This is a genomic window from Hydrogenophaga sp. L99, assembly GCF_058731905.1.
Genome location: NZ_CM178972.1, coordinates 3,817,066 through 3,835,994 on the forward strand (window position 1 = coordinate 3,817,066; position 18,929 = coordinate 3,835,994).

General features: G+C 67.7%; 13 protein-coding genes and 1 pseudogene. 6 read left to right on the forward strand and 8 right to left on the reverse strand.

The genetic code is table 11. The annotated features are described in order from the left end of the window. Nucleotides 1–10: 10 nt before the first annotated feature. The 6 genes and pseudogenes from AC4QBL_RS18255 to AC4QBL_RS18280 all read right to left on the reverse strand — a co-directional run bounded on the left by AC4QBL_RS18255 (nucleotide 11) and on the right by AC4QBL_RS18280 (nucleotide 6,484). A complete protein-coding gene (locus tag AC4QBL_RS18255; protein ID WP_472907504.1) occupies nucleotides 11–1,360 on the reverse strand; it encodes an MFS transporter in 1,350 nt (449 codons plus the stop codon). Further along, nucleotides 1,357–1,956: a chalcone isomerase family protein gene (locus tag AC4QBL_RS18260; protein WP_472907503.1), complete on the reverse strand. Its 600-nt coding sequence runs from the start codon at nucleotides 1,954–1,956 to the stop codon at nucleotides 1,357–1,359. The genes AC4QBL_RS18255 and AC4QBL_RS18260 overlap by 4 nt, the downstream gene beginning before the upstream one ends. A 24-nt stretch (nucleotides 1,957–1,980) precedes the next feature. Further along, nucleotides 1,981–3,210: a class I SAM-dependent methyltransferase gene (locus tag AC4QBL_RS18265; protein WP_472907502.1), complete on the reverse strand. Its 1,230-nt coding sequence runs from the start codon at nucleotides 3,208–3,210 to the stop codon at nucleotides 1,981–1,983. A gap of 14 nt (nucleotides 3,211–3,224) precedes the next feature. Continuing rightward, the gene (locus tag AC4QBL_RS18270) at nucleotides 3,225–4,088 is read right to left on the reverse strand and encodes a DUF1365 domain-containing protein (protein WP_472900475.1); all 864 of its coding nucleotides are present in this window, start codon (nucleotides 4,086–4,088) and stop codon (nucleotides 3,225–3,227) included. After that, nucleotides 4,085–5,504, reverse strand: a pseudogene (locus AC4QBL_RS18275) (NAD(P)/FAD-dependent oxidoreductase). Before AC4QBL_RS18275 ends, AC4QBL_RS18270 begins: the two are co-directional and overlap by 4 nt. Nucleotides 5,505–5,848: 344 nt before the next feature. Further along, entirely contained in the window at nucleotides 5,849–6,484 is a 636-nt protein-coding gene (locus AC4QBL_RS18280; RefSeq protein ID WP_472907501.1) for a glutathione peroxidase, read from the reverse strand. A gap of 43 nt (nucleotides 6,485–6,527) precedes the next feature. Between AC4QBL_RS18280 and AC4QBL_RS18285 the strand changes: the two genes are divergently transcribed. From AC4QBL_RS18285 to AC4QBL_RS18300, 4 genes are all read left to right on the forward strand, one after another. After that, nucleotides 6,528–7,580 (forward strand): MerR family transcriptional regulator, encoded by a 1,053-nt coding sequence (locus tag AC4QBL_RS18285; protein ID WP_472907500.1) that lies wholly within the window; start codon nucleotides 6,528–6,530, stop codon nucleotides 7,578–7,580. Nucleotides 7,581–7,642: 62 nt separating this feature from the next. Further along, nucleotides 7,643–7,717 carry a hypothetical protein gene (locus AC4QBL_RS18290; RefSeq protein ID WP_492131671.1) on the forward strand — a complete coding sequence of 25 codons (75 nt, stop codon included), beginning with the start codon at nucleotides 7,643–7,645 and terminating at the stop codon, nucleotides 7,715–7,717. 12 nt (nucleotides 7,718–7,729) lie between these two features. After that, on the forward strand, nucleotides 7,730–9,295 hold the full coding sequence (locus AC4QBL_RS18295; RefSeq protein ID WP_472907498.1) for a cryptochrome/photolyase family protein: 1,566 nt from the start codon (nucleotides 7,730–7,732) through the stop codon (nucleotides 9,293–9,295). Nucleotides 9,296–9,357: 62 nt separating this feature from the next. After that, on the forward strand, nucleotides 9,358–10,209 hold the full coding sequence (locus AC4QBL_RS18300) for a ferritin family protein (RefSeq protein ID WP_472907497.1): 852 nt from the start codon (nucleotides 9,358–9,360) through the stop codon (nucleotides 10,207–10,209). A gap of 59 nt (nucleotides 10,210–10,268) precedes the next feature. Here the strand turns inward: AC4QBL_RS18300 and AC4QBL_RS18305 are convergent, their stop codons facing one another. After that, entirely contained in the window at nucleotides 10,269–10,901 is a 633-nt protein-coding gene (locus AC4QBL_RS18305) for a rhomboid family intramembrane serine protease (RefSeq protein WP_472907496.1), read from the reverse strand. Further along, a complete protein-coding gene (glnE, locus tag AC4QBL_RS18310; protein ID WP_472907495.1) occupies nucleotides 10,898–13,804 on the reverse strand; it encodes a bifunctional [glutamate--ammonia ligase]-adenylyl-L-tyrosine phosphorylase/[glutamate--ammonia-ligase] adenylyltransferase in 2,907 nt (968 codons plus the stop codon). The genes AC4QBL_RS18305 and glnE overlap by 4 nt, the downstream gene beginning before the upstream one ends. A 14-nt stretch (nucleotides 13,805–13,818) precedes the next feature. Between glnE and AC4QBL_RS18315 the strand changes: the two genes are divergently transcribed. Beyond that, nucleotides 13,819–18,021 carry a YhdP family protein gene (locus AC4QBL_RS18315; protein WP_472907494.1) on the forward strand — a complete coding sequence of 1,401 codons (4,203 nt, stop codon included), beginning with the start codon at nucleotides 13,819–13,821 and terminating at the stop codon, nucleotides 18,019–18,021. A gap of 59 nt (nucleotides 18,022–18,080) precedes the next feature. Further along, complete coding sequence (locus AC4QBL_RS18320; protein WP_472907493.1) at nucleotides 18,081–18,887, forward strand: carbon-nitrogen hydrolase family protein; 807 nt, start codon at nucleotides 18,081–18,083, stop codon at nucleotides 18,885–18,887. The last annotated feature ends 42 nt before the right edge of the window (nucleotides 18,888–18,929 follow it).

The following is an 18,929-nucleotide window of genomic DNA, read 5'->3' on the forward strand; positions in this document are numbered from 1 at the left end:
GGTGGGGCTTTCAGGAAACAGGGGTGTGGACGAGGTGGCTGGCGGCGGCCCGGCGTTCGGGTCGGATCACCAGCCCATACAGGGCGCCAGCGGCCAGCAGCTTGAGGGCGCAAGGCAGCAGGCAGTAGGCGATGGTGAGGGTCAGCAGGGCTTCGGGCTCGCGCGCGCCGGGGGTGTAGCCAAACCAGGCCAACAGCGGCAGCGCCAGGCCGGCGGCGAGCGCCAGGTTGAGCTTGGCGGCAAAGCTCCACCAGCCAAAGTAGGCGCCTTCGCGCTGGCCGCGCTCGCCCAGCCGGCCAATCAGGCCCGCCAGCAGGGCGCTGGGCAAAGCCAGATCGGTGCCCAGCGCGATACCAGAGAGCGCGCACACGATGAGAAACGCGGTGGTGTCGCCAGCGCCCAGCGTGGCCGCCCATATGAACACCGCCACCGACAAACCCATGCCCGCCAGCCAGGTGCGCGCCAGGCCCAGCCGGCCCACCAGCTTCACCCACAGCGGCATGGACAGCGCAGCGCACAAAAAGTAGGTGGCCAAAAACGCGGGTTCCAGGGCGGGCGACGCCTGCAAACGGTCTTGCACAAAAAACAGCACCAGCGTGGCGGGCACGGCGCTGGCGGTGCCGTTGAGCACAAAGACCGCGAGCAGCCGCAAAAAGGCGGGCTGGCGCAGCGGAGAAGGCGCTGGCACCGCACCCGGCAGTGGCGAAGCCGCCATGGCAGCCGGCACCAGCGAACGGCTCCAGGCCCAGCCGCCCAGGGCCAGCAGCACGGCAAAGGCCGACACCGTGGCGCCCAGACCCAGCGTGCCGGGCAACACCGCGGCCAGCAGCACGCCCACCAAAGCCAGCCCTTCGCGCCAGGCCACCACGCGGCTGCGTTGGGCTTCGCTGCCGCCCAGCCGCGCGCCCCAGGCCTGGTGCGCCACGCTCACCACGCTGTAGGCGGTGTAGGTGACAGCCATCACCGCGCCCGCCCAGCCCAGCAAGGCGGCCATGCCGGCGCTGCGCACAGCCGGAGGCGGAAACAGCAGGCCCCACAGGCCCAGCGCCAGCACCACGGCAGCCACCGCCGCAGCAGCCAGCACGGCGCGGGTGGAGCGGGCAAACAGGCGGTCGCACCAGCGGCCGATCCAGGGGTCGAGCACGGCGTCGATCAGGCGCGCGCCCAGCAGCACCGCGCCGAGGGCGGCCAGCGGCGCGCCAAATTCGCGGGCGTAGTGGTTGGGCAAGATCACATACAAGGGCAGCGCTACAAACGCCAGCGGCAGCCCCAGCAGGCCGTAGCCCAGGCCGTGGCGCCAGGCCCCCGGGCCAATGAAGCGCGCCGCCGGGTCTGTGGCCGCTGCGGCGGTGGGGTTCATGGTGTGCGCGGCGCCGCAGCGGCCGCCTGGATCAGCGTGGCGCGCATGGCGGGTTGCGATGTTTTGGGCGACAGCCAGATGCCAAAGAACAGGCGCGAGAAATTTTCGTCGGCCAGTTCGCCGCGCAGCCGGCCGTTCAGGTAAAAGCGCGCGCCGCTGCCGGGCACGTGCACGCCGGTGATGCGGTCGCCGCGCTGCACGTCGGGAAACAGCGTGCTCATGGCCGCCAGCCAGCGCGTGGCCTGTTCGGGCGTGATGGCAGCAATGCCGCGCATTTCGTCGATGGACCGCTCGGCGATGTCGCGCCCCTTGAAGCTGCGCAGGTAGTTGAGCTCCAGCGCAAAGCGGTGTTGCTCGTAGCGCTGGGCGTCAAAGGCGTTGCCGGCCCACAGGGTGGCGTCGTACACCTCAAAGCCCCACACGCGCAGCCGTGCGTTGCCCTGCAGCTGTTTGTCTTGCAGCGCGGCGCTCACGGTGGGCTCGGGCGTGGTGGCTTGCACCAGGGCGGGCCACCACGCGGCGGCTGTCACAGACAACAAAAACGCGGCCGCGGGGTGGACGCGACGCAGGCGCAGGGGGCGGGTGGTGGACGGCATGACAGGCTTTCGGTGGACGGGCTTTTAGCCGGGTTTGCGCAGGGTGAACTGCACCACGTCAATGTTGGCGCCGGTGAAAGCGGCTTCGCAGTAGGCCAGGTAAAACTCCCAGATGCGCAGGAAGCGCTGGTCAAAACCCAGCTGGAGCACACGCTCTTGTTCGTGCAAAAACTGCTCGCGCCACAGCTGCAGGGTGCGGGCGTAGTCGGGGCCGAACGCGAACTCGTCCACCACCTCCAGGCCGGCTTTGGCCGCCTGGGCGCGCAACTCGCTCGGGCACGGCAGGCAGCCGCCGGGGAAGATGTACTGCTGAATGAAGTCGGTGCCGGCGATATAGCGTTCAAACAGCGCGTCGTCGATCACGATGCTCTGGATGCAGGCGCGCCCGCCCGGCTTCAGCAACTTGGCCACCGACTGGAAGTAGGTGGGCCAGTATTCGCGGCCCACGGCTTCGAGCATTTCAATGGAACAGATGGCGTCAAACGGCGCGTCGGCAATGTCGCGGTAGTCCTGCAAACGCAGGTCTGCACGGCCTTGCACGCCCAGCGCTTCCATGCGCTGCTGCGCAAACGCCAGCTGTTCGGTGGACAGGGTGACGCCGGTGACGGACGCGCCGAATTCGGTGGTGGCCTTTTCGGCCAGGGCGCCCCAGCCGCAGCCAATTTCCAGCACGCGGTCGCCCGGTTGCACACCGGCCATGCGCAAGGCGCGGCGCACCTTGGCGTGTTGGGCGTCCACCATCGGCTGGTCGGGTGCTTCAAACAGGGCCGACGAATAGTTCATCGTGCCGTCGAGCCAGAGTTCGTAAAAGGCGTTGCCCAGGTCGTAGTGGGCGTGGATGTTTTTGCGGCTGTTGGCTTTGGAATTGCGGTTGAGAAGGTGGCGCACGCGGTAGGCCAGGCGGCCCAGCCACGAGCCGTAAATGGCGTCTTCCACTTCGCGCCGGTTGGCCACCATCAGGCCCAGCAGCGCGGTGAGGTTGGGCGTGTTCCAGTCGCCGGCAATGAAACTTTCGGCAAAGCCAATGTCGCCCGACTTGAGCACCGCGCGGCACATGTTCCAGTTCACCATGTGCAGGCTGGCGTGGGGGCCGTCGGTGCTGCCAAAGCGCTGCACCGAGCCGTCGGGCAGTTGCAGCGTGAGGCTGCCATGTCGCAGCCGCTGCAGCAGTTGCATGAGCGTGCGGGCGGCGGCGGGGGCGTTGCGGGGCAGGGCGAAGCCGGCGGGGTTGTCGGTGGCGGTGGTGCTGTTCATGGGCATTGAAGGGTTCAGCTGCGGCGCGTGTGCGCGGGCGTGTCGCCTGCGGTCACGAAGTCGGTTGGGGCAGCGGGCTGGCGAAAAAACGGGGTGTGCTTGAGCCACAGGCGCACGGCCTGCCAGTGGATGCGGGCGATCACGCCCAGCGTCATGGCCGGGTGCGCCCACAACGCGCGGCGTTGGGTTTGTGCGGTCAGCGGCTGCAGCACACCGCTGACGCTGGTGTTGATGAGCACCGGCTCGCCGGCGGCGTCGAAGTAGTCGATGCGGGCCACGGTGCGGTCTTGGCCGCCCTGCTGGGTGCGCATGAACACGAAACGGTAGTGGCCGCGCACGGGGCAAAACGGCGATACGTGAAACACCTTGTCGGCTGTGCAGGGCACGCCCAGGCGCGGTGCGTCCAGCAGGTAGCAGTGGCGCTCGCCAAAGGTGTTGTTCACTTCGGCCAGCACGGCGCGCAAGCTGCCGTCGGCCCGGTGGCAATACCAGAAGCTCACGGGCTTGAAGCTGTAGCCCAGCACGCGCGGGTAGGTGTGCAGCCACACCTCGCCCTGTGCGTCGGTGACGCCGTGTTGCAGCAGCAGCTGGTCAAGCCAGGCCAGGCTGTCCGGGCCGCCGTCGCCGTGGTCGCTGTCGTGAAATGCGAGCGCGGCGCGCCGGTTGCGGGACAGCGCGCCGGGGCCGTGTGCGCGCAGGCTGCGCATGGGCAGCATCAAGAAATAGGTGGGGTAGGCAAAGGCGTTGCGCTGGGGGCGGTGGCGCACGTGGCGCACCTGGCCGAAACCAATGAGGGCTGACCCGGCTTGGGTTGACCCGGCTTGGGGCGGCCTGGCGCTCAGGTCGGTGGCCCCCACGCTGGCGCCATTCCCACTCATGCAAACACCCCAGGCAAGGCGGCGCGGCGCGAGTCGGCAGGGTTGGCGGTGGTGGTGAGGCCGTGGACATCCATCAGGGCGCGGGCGGCTTGCAAGCCGGCTTTCAGGCCGTCTTCGTGGAAGCCGTAGCCCATCCAGGCGCCGGCAAAAAAGCTGTTTTGCTGGCCCTGCATGGCGGGCACGCGGGCCTGCGCCCGGATGGCGGCCAGGTCAAACACCGGGTGGGCGTAGGTGTATTCGCCCACCACTTTGGCCGGGTCGATGGGGCTTTGCGGGTTCAGCGACACCACCACCGGCTGCTGCACCGGCAGCGGCTGCAGCTGGTTCAGCAGGTAGTGCAGGCACACCTGGGCCGACTCCTGGCTGGCACTGGGCGAGCGCTCGTAGTTCCACGCGGCCCAGGCCTGTTTGTGCTGGGGCAACACGGCGGTGTCGGTGTGCAGCACGGCGTGATTGGGCTGGTAGCGGATGGCGCCGAGTACCGCGGTTTCTTCGGCAGACGCCTGGTTGCCCAGCAGCGCCAGCGCCTGGTCGCTGTGGCAGGCAAACACCACCGCGTCAAAACGTTCGACCTGGCTCTGGGTGACCACGCGCACGCCTTGCTCGTCGCGCAGCACCTGGTGTACCGGGGTGTTCAGGCGGCGGTCGGGGATGCGGGCGGTGATCTTGTCGACATACTGGCGCGCGCCGCCGGCCACGGTGTACCACTGCGGCCGGTTGGTGATCTGGATCAGGCCGTGGTTGTGGCAAAACCGCACCATGGTGGCCACGGGGAAGGCCAGCATCTGGTCGGTCGGGCAGCTCCAGATGCAGCCCATCATGGGCAGGAAATACCAGTCGCGGAACTCGTCGGAAAAGCGCTGTTCCCGCAAAAATTCGCCCAGGGTTGCAGCAGCGGGTGTTGGGTTGCAGGTCTTCACCGCGCTGCGCCAGCTTCGTGGTGATGCGGTTGAAGCGCACGATGTCGGCCAGCATGCGCCAAAAGCGCGGGTTGGTCAGGTTGCGGCGCTGGGCAAACACGGTGGACAGGCTGGAGCCGCTCCATTCCAGCGTGCCGCCGCCGGGCGCAGCGCCGGGCGCCTGCACCGAAAACGACATGTCGGACTTGGCAATCGGCACGTCCAGGGCGGCGAAAAGCGCCAGCAGGTTGGGGTAGGTGCGCTCGTTGAGCACCAGAAAGCCGGTGTCTACCCCAAACGTGGTGGGCACGCCCTGCGCGTTGGGCAGGGTCATGTCCACGGTGTGGGTGTGGCCCCCAAAGTAGTCGCCCGCTTCAAACAGGGTGATGTCGGCCAGCCCTTGCAGCGTGTGGGCGGCGGCCAGCCCGGCAATGCCAGAGCCGATGATGGCGACACGCGGTTGGCGTGGGCGGTGTGCGGAAGGCTGGGCGGCGGGTGCGTGGGGGTCTGAATACATGGGTCAGACTCCGCTGCCTTGCGGCAGTGCACGGCCGGTAGAAAAAGAAAAGCCTGCGAAGCGCCCCAAGACGAACAAGGGAGGGAGGGAGGAGGAGGAGAACCGCCTCGGGATTGCATCCAGACACACGCCTGGAAGGCTTCGCAGTGCAGAAACGGGCTGAGGGTGGGCTACTGGCGCCTGCACCCGCAAGTTGCTTGTTATGAGCGTTGGCGGTTCAAAAAAGTTCCGCTGAATGTGGGTCATGGTTCCCTCCCGACCGGTGGTTGGCGTCCGCTTGCGTGGTGTGTTCAAGTGTGGCGGGCTCAAAAAATATACTAATTGGTTTTATTGTGACTGATCGGTCACAATTTAGTCGATAGAAATCGTTCAATGTCCTTGATTAATTCAGGGTTATTGGGTTCCACCGCACTGCCAAAGCTGCGCACCGTCTGGCCATCGCGCCCGATCAGGTACTTGTGAAAATTCCACTGCGGCGTCTGGCCGGTGCGCGTGGCGAGTTGTCGGTACAGCGGGTTGGCGTCGCGGCCCACCACGTTGGTTTTGCTGAACATCGGAAATTTCACGCCAAACGTGTTCTCGCAAAAATCGGCAATGGCCTGGTTGTTGCCGGGCTCCTGGCGCCCAAAGTTGTTTGACGGGAAGCCCAGCACCACCAGCCCGCGCCCCTGGTACCGCGCGTACAGCGCTTCAAGGCCTTCGTATTGGCCGGTGAAACCACAAAAGCTGGCGGTGTTGACCACCAGCACCACCTGGCCGGCGTACTGGCAGAGCGATTGGGGTTTTTCGTCCTGCAGCCGGTCAAAGCGGTGCTGCAGCAGGGGCGCGCAGGTGGCGCTGGCACCGGCCTTGGCTGGCAGCGGCTGGGCCTGCACAGCTGGGCTCAAGCTCAAGCCAAGCGCCCACCCCAAAGCAACAGCGGCGCGCCAGGGTTGCCATCCGCGTTGTGCGGGCTTGCCATAGACAACTCGCTCGTTCATATATAAAACTCCATAATGCGGTAAACCATTGGATCATTTGTCCATGACAAGTTCAAGCCTTACCGCCGAGATACGCCACACCATTGCCGATGTCGAACGCGACACCGGGCTGTCCAAAGACACGTTGCGGGTGTGGGAGCGGCGCTATGGCTTTCCCACGCCCGAACGCGACGCGCTGGGCGAGCGCCAATACGACGACACCCAGCTGCTGCGGCTGCGCCACATTCGCCGCCTGCTCGACGCCGGCCACCGCCCAGGTGGCGTGGTGGCGTTGCCTTTGCAACAGCTGCTGCAACTGGGTACGCAAGCGAGCGACGAACGGATTCAAACCCCTGCCGCCGAACCACCAGCGGCACGCCTGGGCAAAACCCGCCCCCGAGCGGCCGCCCAGGCCGCTGAGGCCCCGCGCGGCGTGCCGGTGGATCACTGGATGCAGTTGCTGCGCCAGCACCAGGCCCACGAGCTGCGCCAGTCCATGAACCAGTACCTGCTGGCCCACGGCCTGGCTGCGCTGATCCGCGACGGCGTCACCGCCATGAACGTGCGGGTGGGCCAGTCCTGGCTGGACGGTCAACTCGCGGTGTTTGAAGAGCACCTGTACACCGAGGTGGTGCAAGCCCTGCTGCGCCACGCCATGGCCCAGGTGGCTTCGAACCAGCCGCGCCACCCACCCCGGGTGCTGCTGACCACGGTGCCCGGCGAGCCCCACGCCCTGGGCCTGCTCATGGCAGAAAGCTTCATGGTGCTGGAAGGCTGCGACACCGTGGCGCTGGGGGTGCAAACCCCCCTGCCCGACATCGTGGCCGCAGCCAGCGCTTACCGCGCCGACGTGGTGGCCCTGAGCTTCACCGCCGTGCAAAACCCGCGCGACGTGCTGGCGGCGCTGGACCGTTTGCGCGAGCGCCTGCCGCCCACGGTGGAGATCTGGGCCGGCGGGCAGTCGCCAGCGCTTTACCGCCAGCGCCGCGGCTTGGGCGCTGCGCAAGCGCCCGCCTTTTGGCCCATGGGCCAGCTCGACGACATCACCACCGGTGTGGCGCGCTGGCGCGCGGGCGCAGCCGAAATCCAGGCGCAGCCAGCGCCGGAGGCCGCATGAGCGGTTTTCGCGGCAACAAGGCCAGCCTGCCCCAGAAACCCTGCGCCGCCTGCGGCCGCCCCATGACCTGGCGCAAAATGGGCGCGCACCTGGGAGCAGGTGAAGTTTTGCAGCGACCGCTGCCGCGCCGCCGCTAAAGACCGCCCAGCATGACCCCGGCCGCTCAAAACCCGCTGCGCCGCCTGGTGCTGGTGCTGGGCGACCAGCTCTGGCTGGGCAACCCGGCACTGGCCGGCTTCGACCCGGCGCAAGATGCCGTGCTCATGATCGAAGCGCCCGGTGAAGCCACCCAGGTGTGGAGCCACAAGGCGCGCATTGCCCTGTTTTTGTCGGCCATGCGGCATTTTCGCCAAGCCCTGGCCGAGGCCGGCCTGCCCTGCCACTACCTGGCGCTGGACGACCCGGAGCTCGAAACGCTGGGCAGCCTGCCCGCACGCCTTGCGCACACGCTGAAAGCGCTCGCACCGCAAACGCTGTGGGTGTGCGAGCCGGGCGAATGGCGGCTGCAACAACACATGGAAGCCGTGGCGCAAGCCGCCGGCGTGCCCTTGCAGTGGTTGGAAGACACGCATTTTTTGTGCAGCCGCCCGCGCTTTGCGCGCTGGGCCAGCGGGCGCAAAGAGTGGCGCATGGAGTACTTTTACCGTGAGATGCGCCGCGAACACGGCGTGCTCATGGAAGGCAAAGAGCCGGTGGGCGGCCAATGGAACTTTGACGCCGACAACCGCAAAAGCTACCCCAAGGCCGGCCCGGGCTGGATTCCCGAGCCCGCCCGCTTTGAGCCCGACGCCACCACCCGCGAGGTGATCGCGCTGGTGCAGGCGCGCTTTCCCGAGCACCCTGGCGAGTTGGCGCACTTTGGCTGGCCCGTGACCGCTGCACAGGCCCAGCAAGCGCTGCAGCGCTTTGTGGACGACCGGCTCGAATGTTTCGGTGCCTTCCAGGATGCGATGTGGACCGACACGCCCTTTGGCTGGCATTCGCTGTTGTCGGTGGCGCTGAACCTGCACCTGATCGACCCGCGCGACGTGATCCGTGCGGCCGAAGCCGCGCACTTTGAGCGCGGCCTGCCGCTGGCCAGCGTGGAAGGGTTCATCCGCCAGATTCTCGGGTGGCGCGAATTCATTCGCGGCGTGTACTGGCTGGACATGCCTGGCATGAAGACCGCCAACCACTTTGACCACCAGCGCCCGCTGCCGCGCTGGTACTGGACCGGCCAGACCCACATGGCCTGCATGAAAGACGCCATCGGCCAGACCCTGAAACACGGTTACGCGCACCACATCCAGCGCCTCATGGTTACCGGCCAGTTTGCGTTGCTGGCCGAGGTGCAGCCGCAGCAGGTGGCCGACTGGTACCTGGCGGTGTATGTGGACGCGGTGGAATGGGTGGAGCTGCCCAACGTGGCCGGCATGGCGCTGTTTGCCAACGGCGGGCGTTTCACCAGCAAACCCTACGTGGCCAGCGGACAGTACATCGCCCGCATGAGCGACCACTGCCGCGGCTGCCGTTACCAGCCCGACCAGCGAACCGGCCCCAGCGCCTGCCCCATGACCACGCTGTACTGGAACTTTTTGGACCGCCATGAGACCGAACTGGCAGCCAGCCCCCGCACCGCGCTCATGGTGCGCAACCTCACCCGCCTGGCCCCCGCCGAGCGCGAAGCCCTGCGCGTGCAGGCCGCACGTACCCTTGCCAACCTCGATGGTTTGTAAGCGCTCTTTCACACCCGCCGCATAAAATCAAACGCCACCCGCTAGCCGACCGAAAGCCCGACATGCTGTACCCCGAACTCTTCAAGCAACTCGAATCCGTCCGCTGGGACATGGACAAGGACATTCCCTGGGACAAGTTCGAGGCCGGCGCGCTCACCGACGAGCAGGCCCAGACGATCAAGATGAACGCCATCACCGAGTGGGCGGCGTTGCCGGCCACCGAAATGTTTTTGCGCGACAACCGCGACGACTCCGACTTTTCGGCCTTCATGTCGATCTGGTTTTTTGAAGAGCAAAAACACTCGCTGGTGTTGATGGAATACCTGCGCCGCTTCCGGCCCGAACTCGTACCGACCGAGCAGGAACTGCACGACATCCGCTTTGAATTTGACCCCGCCCCGCCACTGGAAACGCTGATGCTGCATTTCTGCGGCGAGATCCGTTTGAACCACTGGTACCGCCGCGCCAGCGAATGGCACACCGAGCCGGTGATCAAACAGATTTACGCCACCCTGAGCCAGGACGAAGCCCGCCACGGGGGTGCTTACCTGCGTTACATGAAGCGCGCCATTGGCAAGTTTGGTAACGACGCCAAGGTGGCGTTTGCCAAAGTGGGTGTGCTCATGGCCAGCGCCCGGCGCACCGCGCAGGCCCTGCATCCGACCAACCTGCACGTGAACAAGGCCATGTTCCCGAATGACACCATCCAGAGCAAGCTGCCCAACCCCGAGTGGCTGGAGCACTGGTTGGACAAGCAGATCGACTTTGACGCCGTGTGGGAAACCCGGGTGGTCGACCGCATCTTGCACAACATGAGCTTGCTGATGGAACAGCCCTTCAAGACCGTGCAGGAACTCAACCGTTTTCGCAAGTCGCTGGCAGCGCCCGCTGCCGCCGAGCCCGTGCCGACCTGAGCGGCTTGAAGGCCCAAAAAAATGCCCGCTGCTGCGGGCATTTTTGATAGTGAACGGGTTCAGCGCAACGTGGCCAGGGAGCTGTCCGCCGTGGTGCCCATGGGCTGGCTGCGGTCGCGCCGGCCCAGCGCCAGCCCGAGCACGGCACCCCAGAAGGCGCCGGCCAGGTGGGCGGCTTGGACCACCGACATGTCGTTGCCCGCGTTCCACACCACCGGATAAGACCAGCCGCTTTCCAGCGCCAGTTTGGCCAGCAGGCCCAGCGCCAGCAGGCCGCCCCAGCGGCGCGCCTTGGGCACGGCGATGCGCTTCAGGATCAGCTGCACCGCCAGCACCATGGCGCCCGCGTGCAGCAGGCCCGACAGACCCACGGCATAACCAATTTGCGGCCACAGCAGCAGCGAGAGCTGCGTCAGCGGCCAGGCCAGCAGCCAGGCCAGCGCGCAGGCCAAGGTAGGGCGAATCGTCCAGGCAAACGCAGCCAGCGCGCCCAGGGCCACCTGGTTGCCAATCAGGTGCGGCGTGTTCATGTGCACCCAGGGGCTGGTCCACAGGGTCCAGGGTTGTTGCAACCAGCCGTCGGCGCGCCAGGTGAGCGCGTCCACCGCCCGGTCGCCGGCCCACCACATCAGCATGCTGGCCACGCCATGCAGCGCGCACAGCGCCAGCCAGGTGCGCGAAGCCTGGTTCATGCGCTGGCTGCAGGGGCCACTGGCTGGCCGAGCACGTGTTGCCACAGCGCGCGCACCGCCGCCGCTTCTTCCGTGACCAGCGCTGTTTCCACCTGGGTGGGCGCTTCGTCGAGCCGGGCGCGGTGCTGTATCTGGCGCAGCGTGCGGTAAGCGTTGGCGGCCGCAGCGCCCATGCCGGCCCGCAGCAGGCCGACGCGTTCGGCGCGTTCCAGCAGGTTGATGTTGCCGGTGTTGGCGCGCAGTTCGGGGTGCGTTTGCGACTGCGACAGCACCAGGTACTGCACCACAAACTCCACGTCCACCATGCCGCCCACGCTGTGCTTGACGTCAAACTGCGAGCCGCGCACGGGGTGTGCAGCGCGCACTTTTTCGCGCATGGCCACGATCTCGGCCGCCAGTGCCACCGGGTCGCGCTCGGCCGTGATGACGGCTTCGCGCACGGCGTCGAAGCGGGTCGCCAGGTCCAGGTTGCCCATGACGAAGCGTGCCCGCGTCATGGCCTGGTGTTCCCAGGTCCAGGCGGTGTTGCTGCCGCGGCGTTCCTGGTAGTTGGCGTAGGCGGTGAAGCTGGTGACGAGCAGGCCCGAGTTGCCGTTGGGCCGCAGCGCGGTGTCGATCTCAAACAGATCACCTTCGCCGGTTTTCACCGTCATCCAGTTGATCATCTTGCGCACAAACGCGGCGTAGATTTCCGACGCGTTTTCGTGCTCGTCTTCGTACACGAACACGATGTCCAGGTCGCTGCCGTAGCCCAGCTCTTTGCCGCCGAGCTTGCCGTAGCCAATGATGGCAAACGCGGGTTCTTCGCGGTGGCGGTTTTTCAGCCTCGCCCAGCACCACCGGGCGGTGGTGCGCAGCACGGCGTCGGCCAGGGCCGACAGGTCGTCGGCCACCTGTTCCACGCTGAGCACCTGCTCCAGGTCGCGCGCCAGCGTGCGGAACACCTCGGCGTGGTGGGCCCGGCGCAAGATGTTCAGCAGTTCCTCTTCGTCGTCCTCGCCGGTGGACTGCAGCGCCGCACGGCGGGCTTCCAGCTCGGCTTCAAATTGCACCGGGTCGAAGCGGTCGGTCAGCAGTTGCTGGCTGGCCAGTTCATCGATCACACCGGGGTGCTGGAGCAGGTACCGCGCGGGCCACTTGGCCGCGCCCAGCAGGCGCAGCAGGCGCTCGTGCACCGACGGCCGTTCTTGCAGCAGCGCCAGGTAACTCTCGCGGCGCAGCAGGGGCTCGATCCATTCGGCCATGCGCAGCGCGGCCGTTTCGCTCACCCGGCCTTCGTCCAGCCAGGCGCCGGTGCGCTGCACCAGCCGCACCAGGCGGGCGCGCGCGTCTTCACGCAGAGCCAGCACCCGGGGGTGTTCTGTCCAGTCGCGCACCTTGGCGGCAAAGGCTTCAGGCAGTTGCGACAGCACGCCTTGCAGGTCGTCGGGCGCCCGGCCGTTGCCGTTTTTGCCGTTGCAGCCCTTGCCGTTGCAGCCGCCGTTGCTCGGGCCGCCCAGCAGGGTGTCAAATTCCTGGGCCACCACCTCGCGGTGACCGTCCAAGGCGTGCAGAAACGCGCACACATTGGCGCAGCCCATGCTGGCTGCGATCCAGTTCAGGTCGTCGTCCCGCGTGGGCATGACGTGGGTTTGCTGGTCGTCCAGGTACTGAATGCGGTGCTCCACCCGGCGCAGAAAATCGTAGGCCTCGGCCAACGCGTCGGCGGTGGCCTGGGGCATCAGGCTGGCGCGGCACAGGCGGGTCAAGGCGTCGAGCGTGGGGCGGGTGCGCAGCTCGGGGAACTGCCCACCGCGCACCACCTGCAACAGCTGCACGGTGAATTCAATTTCACGGATGCCGCCACGCGAGAGCTTCACGTCGTTGGCGCGGCCCGGGTTGCCGGCAGCGCGTTTGGCCGCGTGTTCGCGGATCTGGCGGTGCAAGGTGCGCAGCGCGTCGAACACGTTGTAGTCGAGGTACTTGCGAAACACGAACGGCAGCACCGCGCTGCGCAGCGCGCTGGCGCTTTTGTCTTGCACGCAGGCGGCGGGCGCAATCACCCGGCTTTTGAGCCAGGCAAAGCGCTCCCACTCGCGCCCCTGCACCAGGAAATACTCTTCCAGCGCACCCAGCGACACCGCGCTGGGCCCGGAATTGCCGTTGGGCCGCAGCGCCAGGTCGACCCGGAACACGTTGCCATGCTCGGTGGTTTCGCCCACGGTGTTGTATATGTGTTTGACGGCTTTGCCGAAATACTCGTGGTTGCTGATTTTGTTGCGGCCCTGCGCGTTGCCTGCGGTCTCGCCGTCGGCGTCGTACACGTAGATCAGGTCAATGTCGCTGGACACATTGAGTTCGCGCGCACCGAGCTTGCCCATGCCGATCACCCACAGCTGGGCCCGCGCGCTCGCTTTGGGCTGGGCCGTTGCCGCTGCGTCGACTGCGGTGCCGTTTTCGCCACCGCGCAGGCGCACCGGCAAGGGTTCCGGCGCGTCGGCCAGCGGCGCGCCGTACAGGTCGTCCAGCTCGGCAAAAGCGAGGGTGCAGGCGGCGTCCAGCGCCAGTTCGGCCAGTTCGGTCACCGCGCGGGTAACGGTGGCCAGCGGGGCGCCTTGCTCGCAGTCCAGCACCACCAGCCGCTCCAGCACCAGCTGGCGCAGCACGCGCAGCGCGGCCGGCAGGGGCAGCCCGCGTTCGCGCAACTGCGCCAGGCACACCTGCATGCTGGCGTGCACCGGTTCGCCCGGCGGCAGGCAGTCGAGCTCTTGGGGGTAGCGCCGCCGCACGCGCTGCACGAAGCGCGAATAGTCGGCCTGGCGGTCAGCGGCGGTGAGCGGCGGGCACGGATTGGACGGGGGATTCACATGTGGTGACAAAGCGGCATCGTGGAGCGCGGAACCTGGGGTGTGGCTGGCCGTCATAATTTGCATTGGACATGAATCAAACCCCGGCGCCTATCGCATCAGCCACGCGAACCCTTAAAACACTTGCTGCCGTGACGCGGCTGCTGCTGTGGGTGGTTTTGGCCGCTTGGGGGCTGTTTGCACTGACCTGGGGGACATTGCACTTATTGATTGTGCCCCGAATCGGCGAGTGGCGCCCCGAGCTCGAACGCTGGGCCAGCGCGGCGGTGGGGGTTCCGGTGCAGGTGGGTGAGATCCGGGCCGAGCCCCGGGGCGCGGCCCAGGGCTTGCTGCCGGCCTTCATGCCCAGCTTCGAATTGCGTGGTGTGCAGCTCTTGGACCCGCAGGGGCGACCGGCGCTGCAGCTGCCGCTGGTGCGGGCATCGGTCTCGGTGGGGTCGCTTTGGCGGCTCGGGTTTGAACAGATCGTGATCGACCAGCCGGTGCTGGACGTGCGGCGCACCGCACAAGGGCGGATCGAGGTGGCGGGCCTGGACCTGTCCGGCCCGGGCGAAGCCGACAGCGCTGGCGCCGACTGGTTTTTTTCGCAGGACGAGTTCGTCATTCAGGGCGGCACCGTGCGCTGGACCGACGACCTGCGCGGCCAGCCAACGCTGGCGCTGGACGCCCTCAACCTGGTGATGCGCAACACCGCACGCACGCACCACATGCGGCTGGACGCGACGCCACCACCCGAATGGGGCGAGCGCTTCAGCCTGCGGGCCCGCCTGCGCGAACCGCTGCTGAGCCTGGGGCGCCACCGCGCGCCCGGACAAGCGCCCTGGCACCGCTGGGACGGTGAGCTGTACGCCGACTTTGAGCGGGTGGACGTGGCACAGCTGCGTGCCTACGTGGACTTGTCCAACTGGGGCGTTGAGGTGCGCTCTGGCCACGGTGCGTTGCGCGCCTGGGCCGACGTGGCGCGCGGGCAGATCGCCGGCACCACCGCCGACCTGGCTTTGCAGGGTGTGGCGGTGCAGCTGGGGCCGCAGCTGCCCGACCTGGTGCTGGATACCCTGGAAGGGCGGCTGGCCGCGCAATGGGACGACCGGGGCTTTGGCCTCACCACGCACAACCTGCGCTTTCGCACCGGCGAGGGGGCGGAGTGGCCCGGTGGTGTGGTGTACCTGAAGCACACCACCGGCGAGGGCCAGCGCCCGGCCACCCTGGCGCTGACGGCCGACCAGCTCGACCTGGCCGCGTTGACCGCCATCGCCACCCGCCTGCCGCTGACCACCGCCACCCACAGCCTGCTGGCCACGCTGCAGCCAGCGGGCCGGGTCGAGGGCTTGTCGGCCAGCTGGCAGGGCGCCAAGCCGTCCCCTTCGGCGCCCGATGCGCCCACACCCGACTGGCGCGGCGGCGATTACCAGGCCAAAGGCCGCATCGTGGGACTGGCGCTGACGGGCGAGCCCAGCGGCCGGTTGTCGGCTTCGGGCTTGTACCCGCTGCCCGGGCGGCCCGGTATTGCCGGCGCCACGGTGGACTTCGATCTGACGCGTGACGGGGGGCGCGCCAAACTGGTCATCGACAACGGTGCCATCGACCTGCCCGGCGTGTTTGACGAGGCCCGCTTGCCGCTCACCCGCCTGGACGCCGACGCGTCCTGGCGCATCGAGGGCGAGCGCATTGAGGTGGATGTGAAGGCGGCGCGCCTGGCCAACGCCGACGCCGAGGGCACAGCGCAGCTGCGCTGGCACACCAGCGATGCCTCGCGCAGCGCATCGGGCTCGCGGTTTCCTGGCGTGCTGGACTTGACCGCCACGCTCAGCCGCGCCGACGCCACGCGCGTGCACCGCTACCTGCCACTCACCATTGGCACGCAGGCCCGGCGCTACGTGCGCGAGGCCGTGCGCGGCGGCTCGGCCAGCCGCGTGGACTTCCAACTGCAGGGCGACATCTACGACATGCCGTTTGACGCGCCCGGCGCCACCGGCGTGTTTCGCATTGGCGCCCAGCTGCAGGGGCTGGACTTCAACTATGTGCCCACTTATCTGCAAACGCCCGACGACGTGGCCTGGCCGGGCCTGCGCGGCGTGGCCGGCGAGCTGGTGCTGGACCGCACCGCGCTCAAGCTCTCCGGCTTGCAAGGCGGGCTGGAAGCGGCGCCCAATGTGCGCTTGAGCCAGGCCGACATCCGCATCGATGATCTGGCCCAGACCTCCACCCTGGTGGTGAGCGCCCGCGCGCAAGGCCCGGCCGGCGAGGTGTTGGGCTTTGTGCGCAACAGCCCGCTCAACGCCATGACCGGCGAGGCCCTGGCCCGTGCGCGCATGGGTGGCCCGGCCAACGTGCAGTTTCAGCTCAACCTGCCTTTCTTTGACATGCCCGCCACCGCCGTGGCCGGCACGGTGCAGTTTGTCGGCAACGACGTGCAGATCAGCCCCGACTCGCCCCTGCTCGGGCGCGCCACCGGCACCCTGCAGTTCAGCGAAAAAGGCTTCAGCGTGGCGGCGGCCCAGGCCCGGCTGTATGGCGGCGAGATACGTTTTGAAGGCGGCATGCGGCCCGACGCCAGCGGCCCGCCGCGCATCCAGTTTCGCGGCCAGGGCATGGCCAGTGCCGACGGCTTGCGGGACGCTGGTCTGGGCTTTGTCTCGCGCCTGTTTCAAAACGCCCGGGGCAGCGCCGCCTACACCGCCCAGCTGGGTTTTCGCGCGGGCGTGCCCGAGTTGCTGGTCAACAGCAACCTGCAGGGTATGGCGATCAACCTGCCTGCGCCGCTGAACAAAGCCACAGACGCCAGCTTGCCGCTGCGCTTTGAATCCAGCGTGCTGTCGGTGGTGAGCGGTGTGGCGCAGACCGACCGGCTGGCGGTGCAGCTCGGCGCTCCGCTGAGCCCGCTGGCCAGCTTGCAATACGAACGCGACATCCGTGGTGACGAGCCGCAGGTGTTGCGTGGCAGCGTGGCCGTGGGGCTGGGCGGCAACGAGGCGGCACCGCTGCCCTCAGACGGCGTGCTGGGCAACATCCGGCTGGACCAGCTCAACCTGGACGCCTGGGAGCGCGCGTTTGCTTCAGCCACCGGGGTTGATGTGCGCAGCGCGGCGCCCGCGCCGCGCGCCGAGGCCGCCGCCCCGAACGCCAGCCTGGGCTACCTGCCCACCACGCTGGCGGTACGCGCCGACCGCCTCACCGTGGCGGGCCGTGTGTTCAACGGGGTGGTGCTCGGTGGCGCACGCGAGGGCACGCAGTGGCGCGCCAACGTCGACGCCGACGAACTCAACGGCTACGTGGCCTACCGCCAGCCGGGCGCGGGCACGGCCGGCAGTGTGTTTGCGCGCCTGGCGCGCCTGAGCCTGGCGCCCACGGTGGCGACCGAGGTGGAGCAACTGCTGCAGCAACCCGCCAGTGTGCCCGCGCTGGACATTGCGGTGGACGAACTGCGGGTGGCCAACCGCAGCTTGGGCCGGGTCGAAATCGAAGCCGTCAACCGAGGTGGCACGGCGCGCAACAGCGAATGGCGTCTGACCAAGCTCAAGCTCGGCCTGCCCGAAGCCCGGCTCAGCGCCACCGGCAACTGGGCCGCGCAGGAAACGCCCAACGGCTCGGGCACCGCCACGCAGCGGCGCACCGCCCTGGATTTCCAGCTCGACATCGACGACTCGGGGCGGCTCTTGTCGCGTTTTGGTCGCGAAGGCGTGGTGCGCGGTGGCAAGGGCCGCATGGAGGGCAGCGTGGGCTGGCTGGGCTCGCCCCTGGCGCTGGACTACCCCAGTCTCACCGGCCAGTTGAAGGTCGACATTGAGCGTGGCCAGTTCCTCAAAGTGGACCCCGGGGCCGCCAAGCTGCTCGGCGTGCTGAGCCTGCAGGCGCTGCCGCGGCGCCTGGTACTCGACTTTCGCGATGTGTTTTCCGAGGGTTTTGCGTTCGATTTCGTGCGCGGCGATGCGCGCATTGAGCAGGGTGTACTGCTCACCAACAACCTGCAAATGAAGGGCGTCAACGCCGCCGTACTCATGGAAGGCAGCGCCGACCTGGCGCGTGAGCAACAAGACCTGAAGGTGGTGGTGGTGCCCGAAATCAACGCCGGCACCGCGTCGCTGATTGCGACCGCCATCAACCCCGCCGTGGGGCTGGGCACGTTTCTGGCGCAGTTTCTGTTGCGCCAGCCGCTGCAAAGCGCGGCCACACAAGAATTTCACATCACTGGCGGCTGGGCCGACCCGCAGGTCGAAAAAATACAGCGCCAGCCGCCCAACCCCGCTGCATCGACCGCCCCAGCGCTACAGTAAGCAGCCATCCCACCGGGTGTCCCGGAGCGATTGCCCACACCCCACCACAAGGAGCCGCCATGAAAGTCGCCGCCATTCAAATGGTCTCGGGCATCAGCCTGGACGCCAACCTCAGCGAGGCCCTGCGCCTGCTGCGCCAGGCCGCCAGCGCCGGGGCCGAGCTGGCCGTGCTGCCCGAATATTTCTGCTTCATGGGCCACAAGGACGAAGACAAGCTGCTGCTGGCCGAAACGCCCGGCCTGGGCACTGTGCAAGACTTTCTGTCCGACGCCGCGCGCGACCTGAAGCTCTGGATCGTGGGTGGCACCCTGCCCATGGCCACCGACGATCCGCTGCACGCGGCCAACGCCTCGCTGGCCTACAGCCCGCGGGGTGAAAACGCCAGCCGCTACGACAAGATCCACCTGTTCCGCTTTGACAACGGCCGCGAAAGCTACGACGAAGCCAACGTGTTGCGGGCGGGCGAAACGCCCACCGTGTTTGACTGCAAAAGCCGCAGCGGCGAGCGCTGGCGCGTGGGGCAGAGCGTGTGCTACGACCTGCGTTTTGGCGAGCTGTACCGTGCGCTGGCCGCCGACCTGCTGCTGGTGCCATCGGCCTTCACCCACACCACCGGCCAGGCCCACTGGGAGGTGCTGCTGCGCGCTCGCGCCATTGAAAACCAGGCCTACGTGATCGCCAGTGCGCAGGGCGGTCTGCACGAAAACGGCCGCCGCACCTGGGGCCACAGCATGGTGATCGACCCCTGGGGCGAGGTGATGGCGATGCAGGCCGAAGGCCCGGGTGTGGTGCTGGCCGATATCGACATGGCACGTCTGCAGGACGTGCGCAAGCAGCTACCGGCGTTGCAGCACCGGAGGTTGTGACCTTGGTAAACCCCTTGCGCCGCACCCTTGGGCGCGTCACCC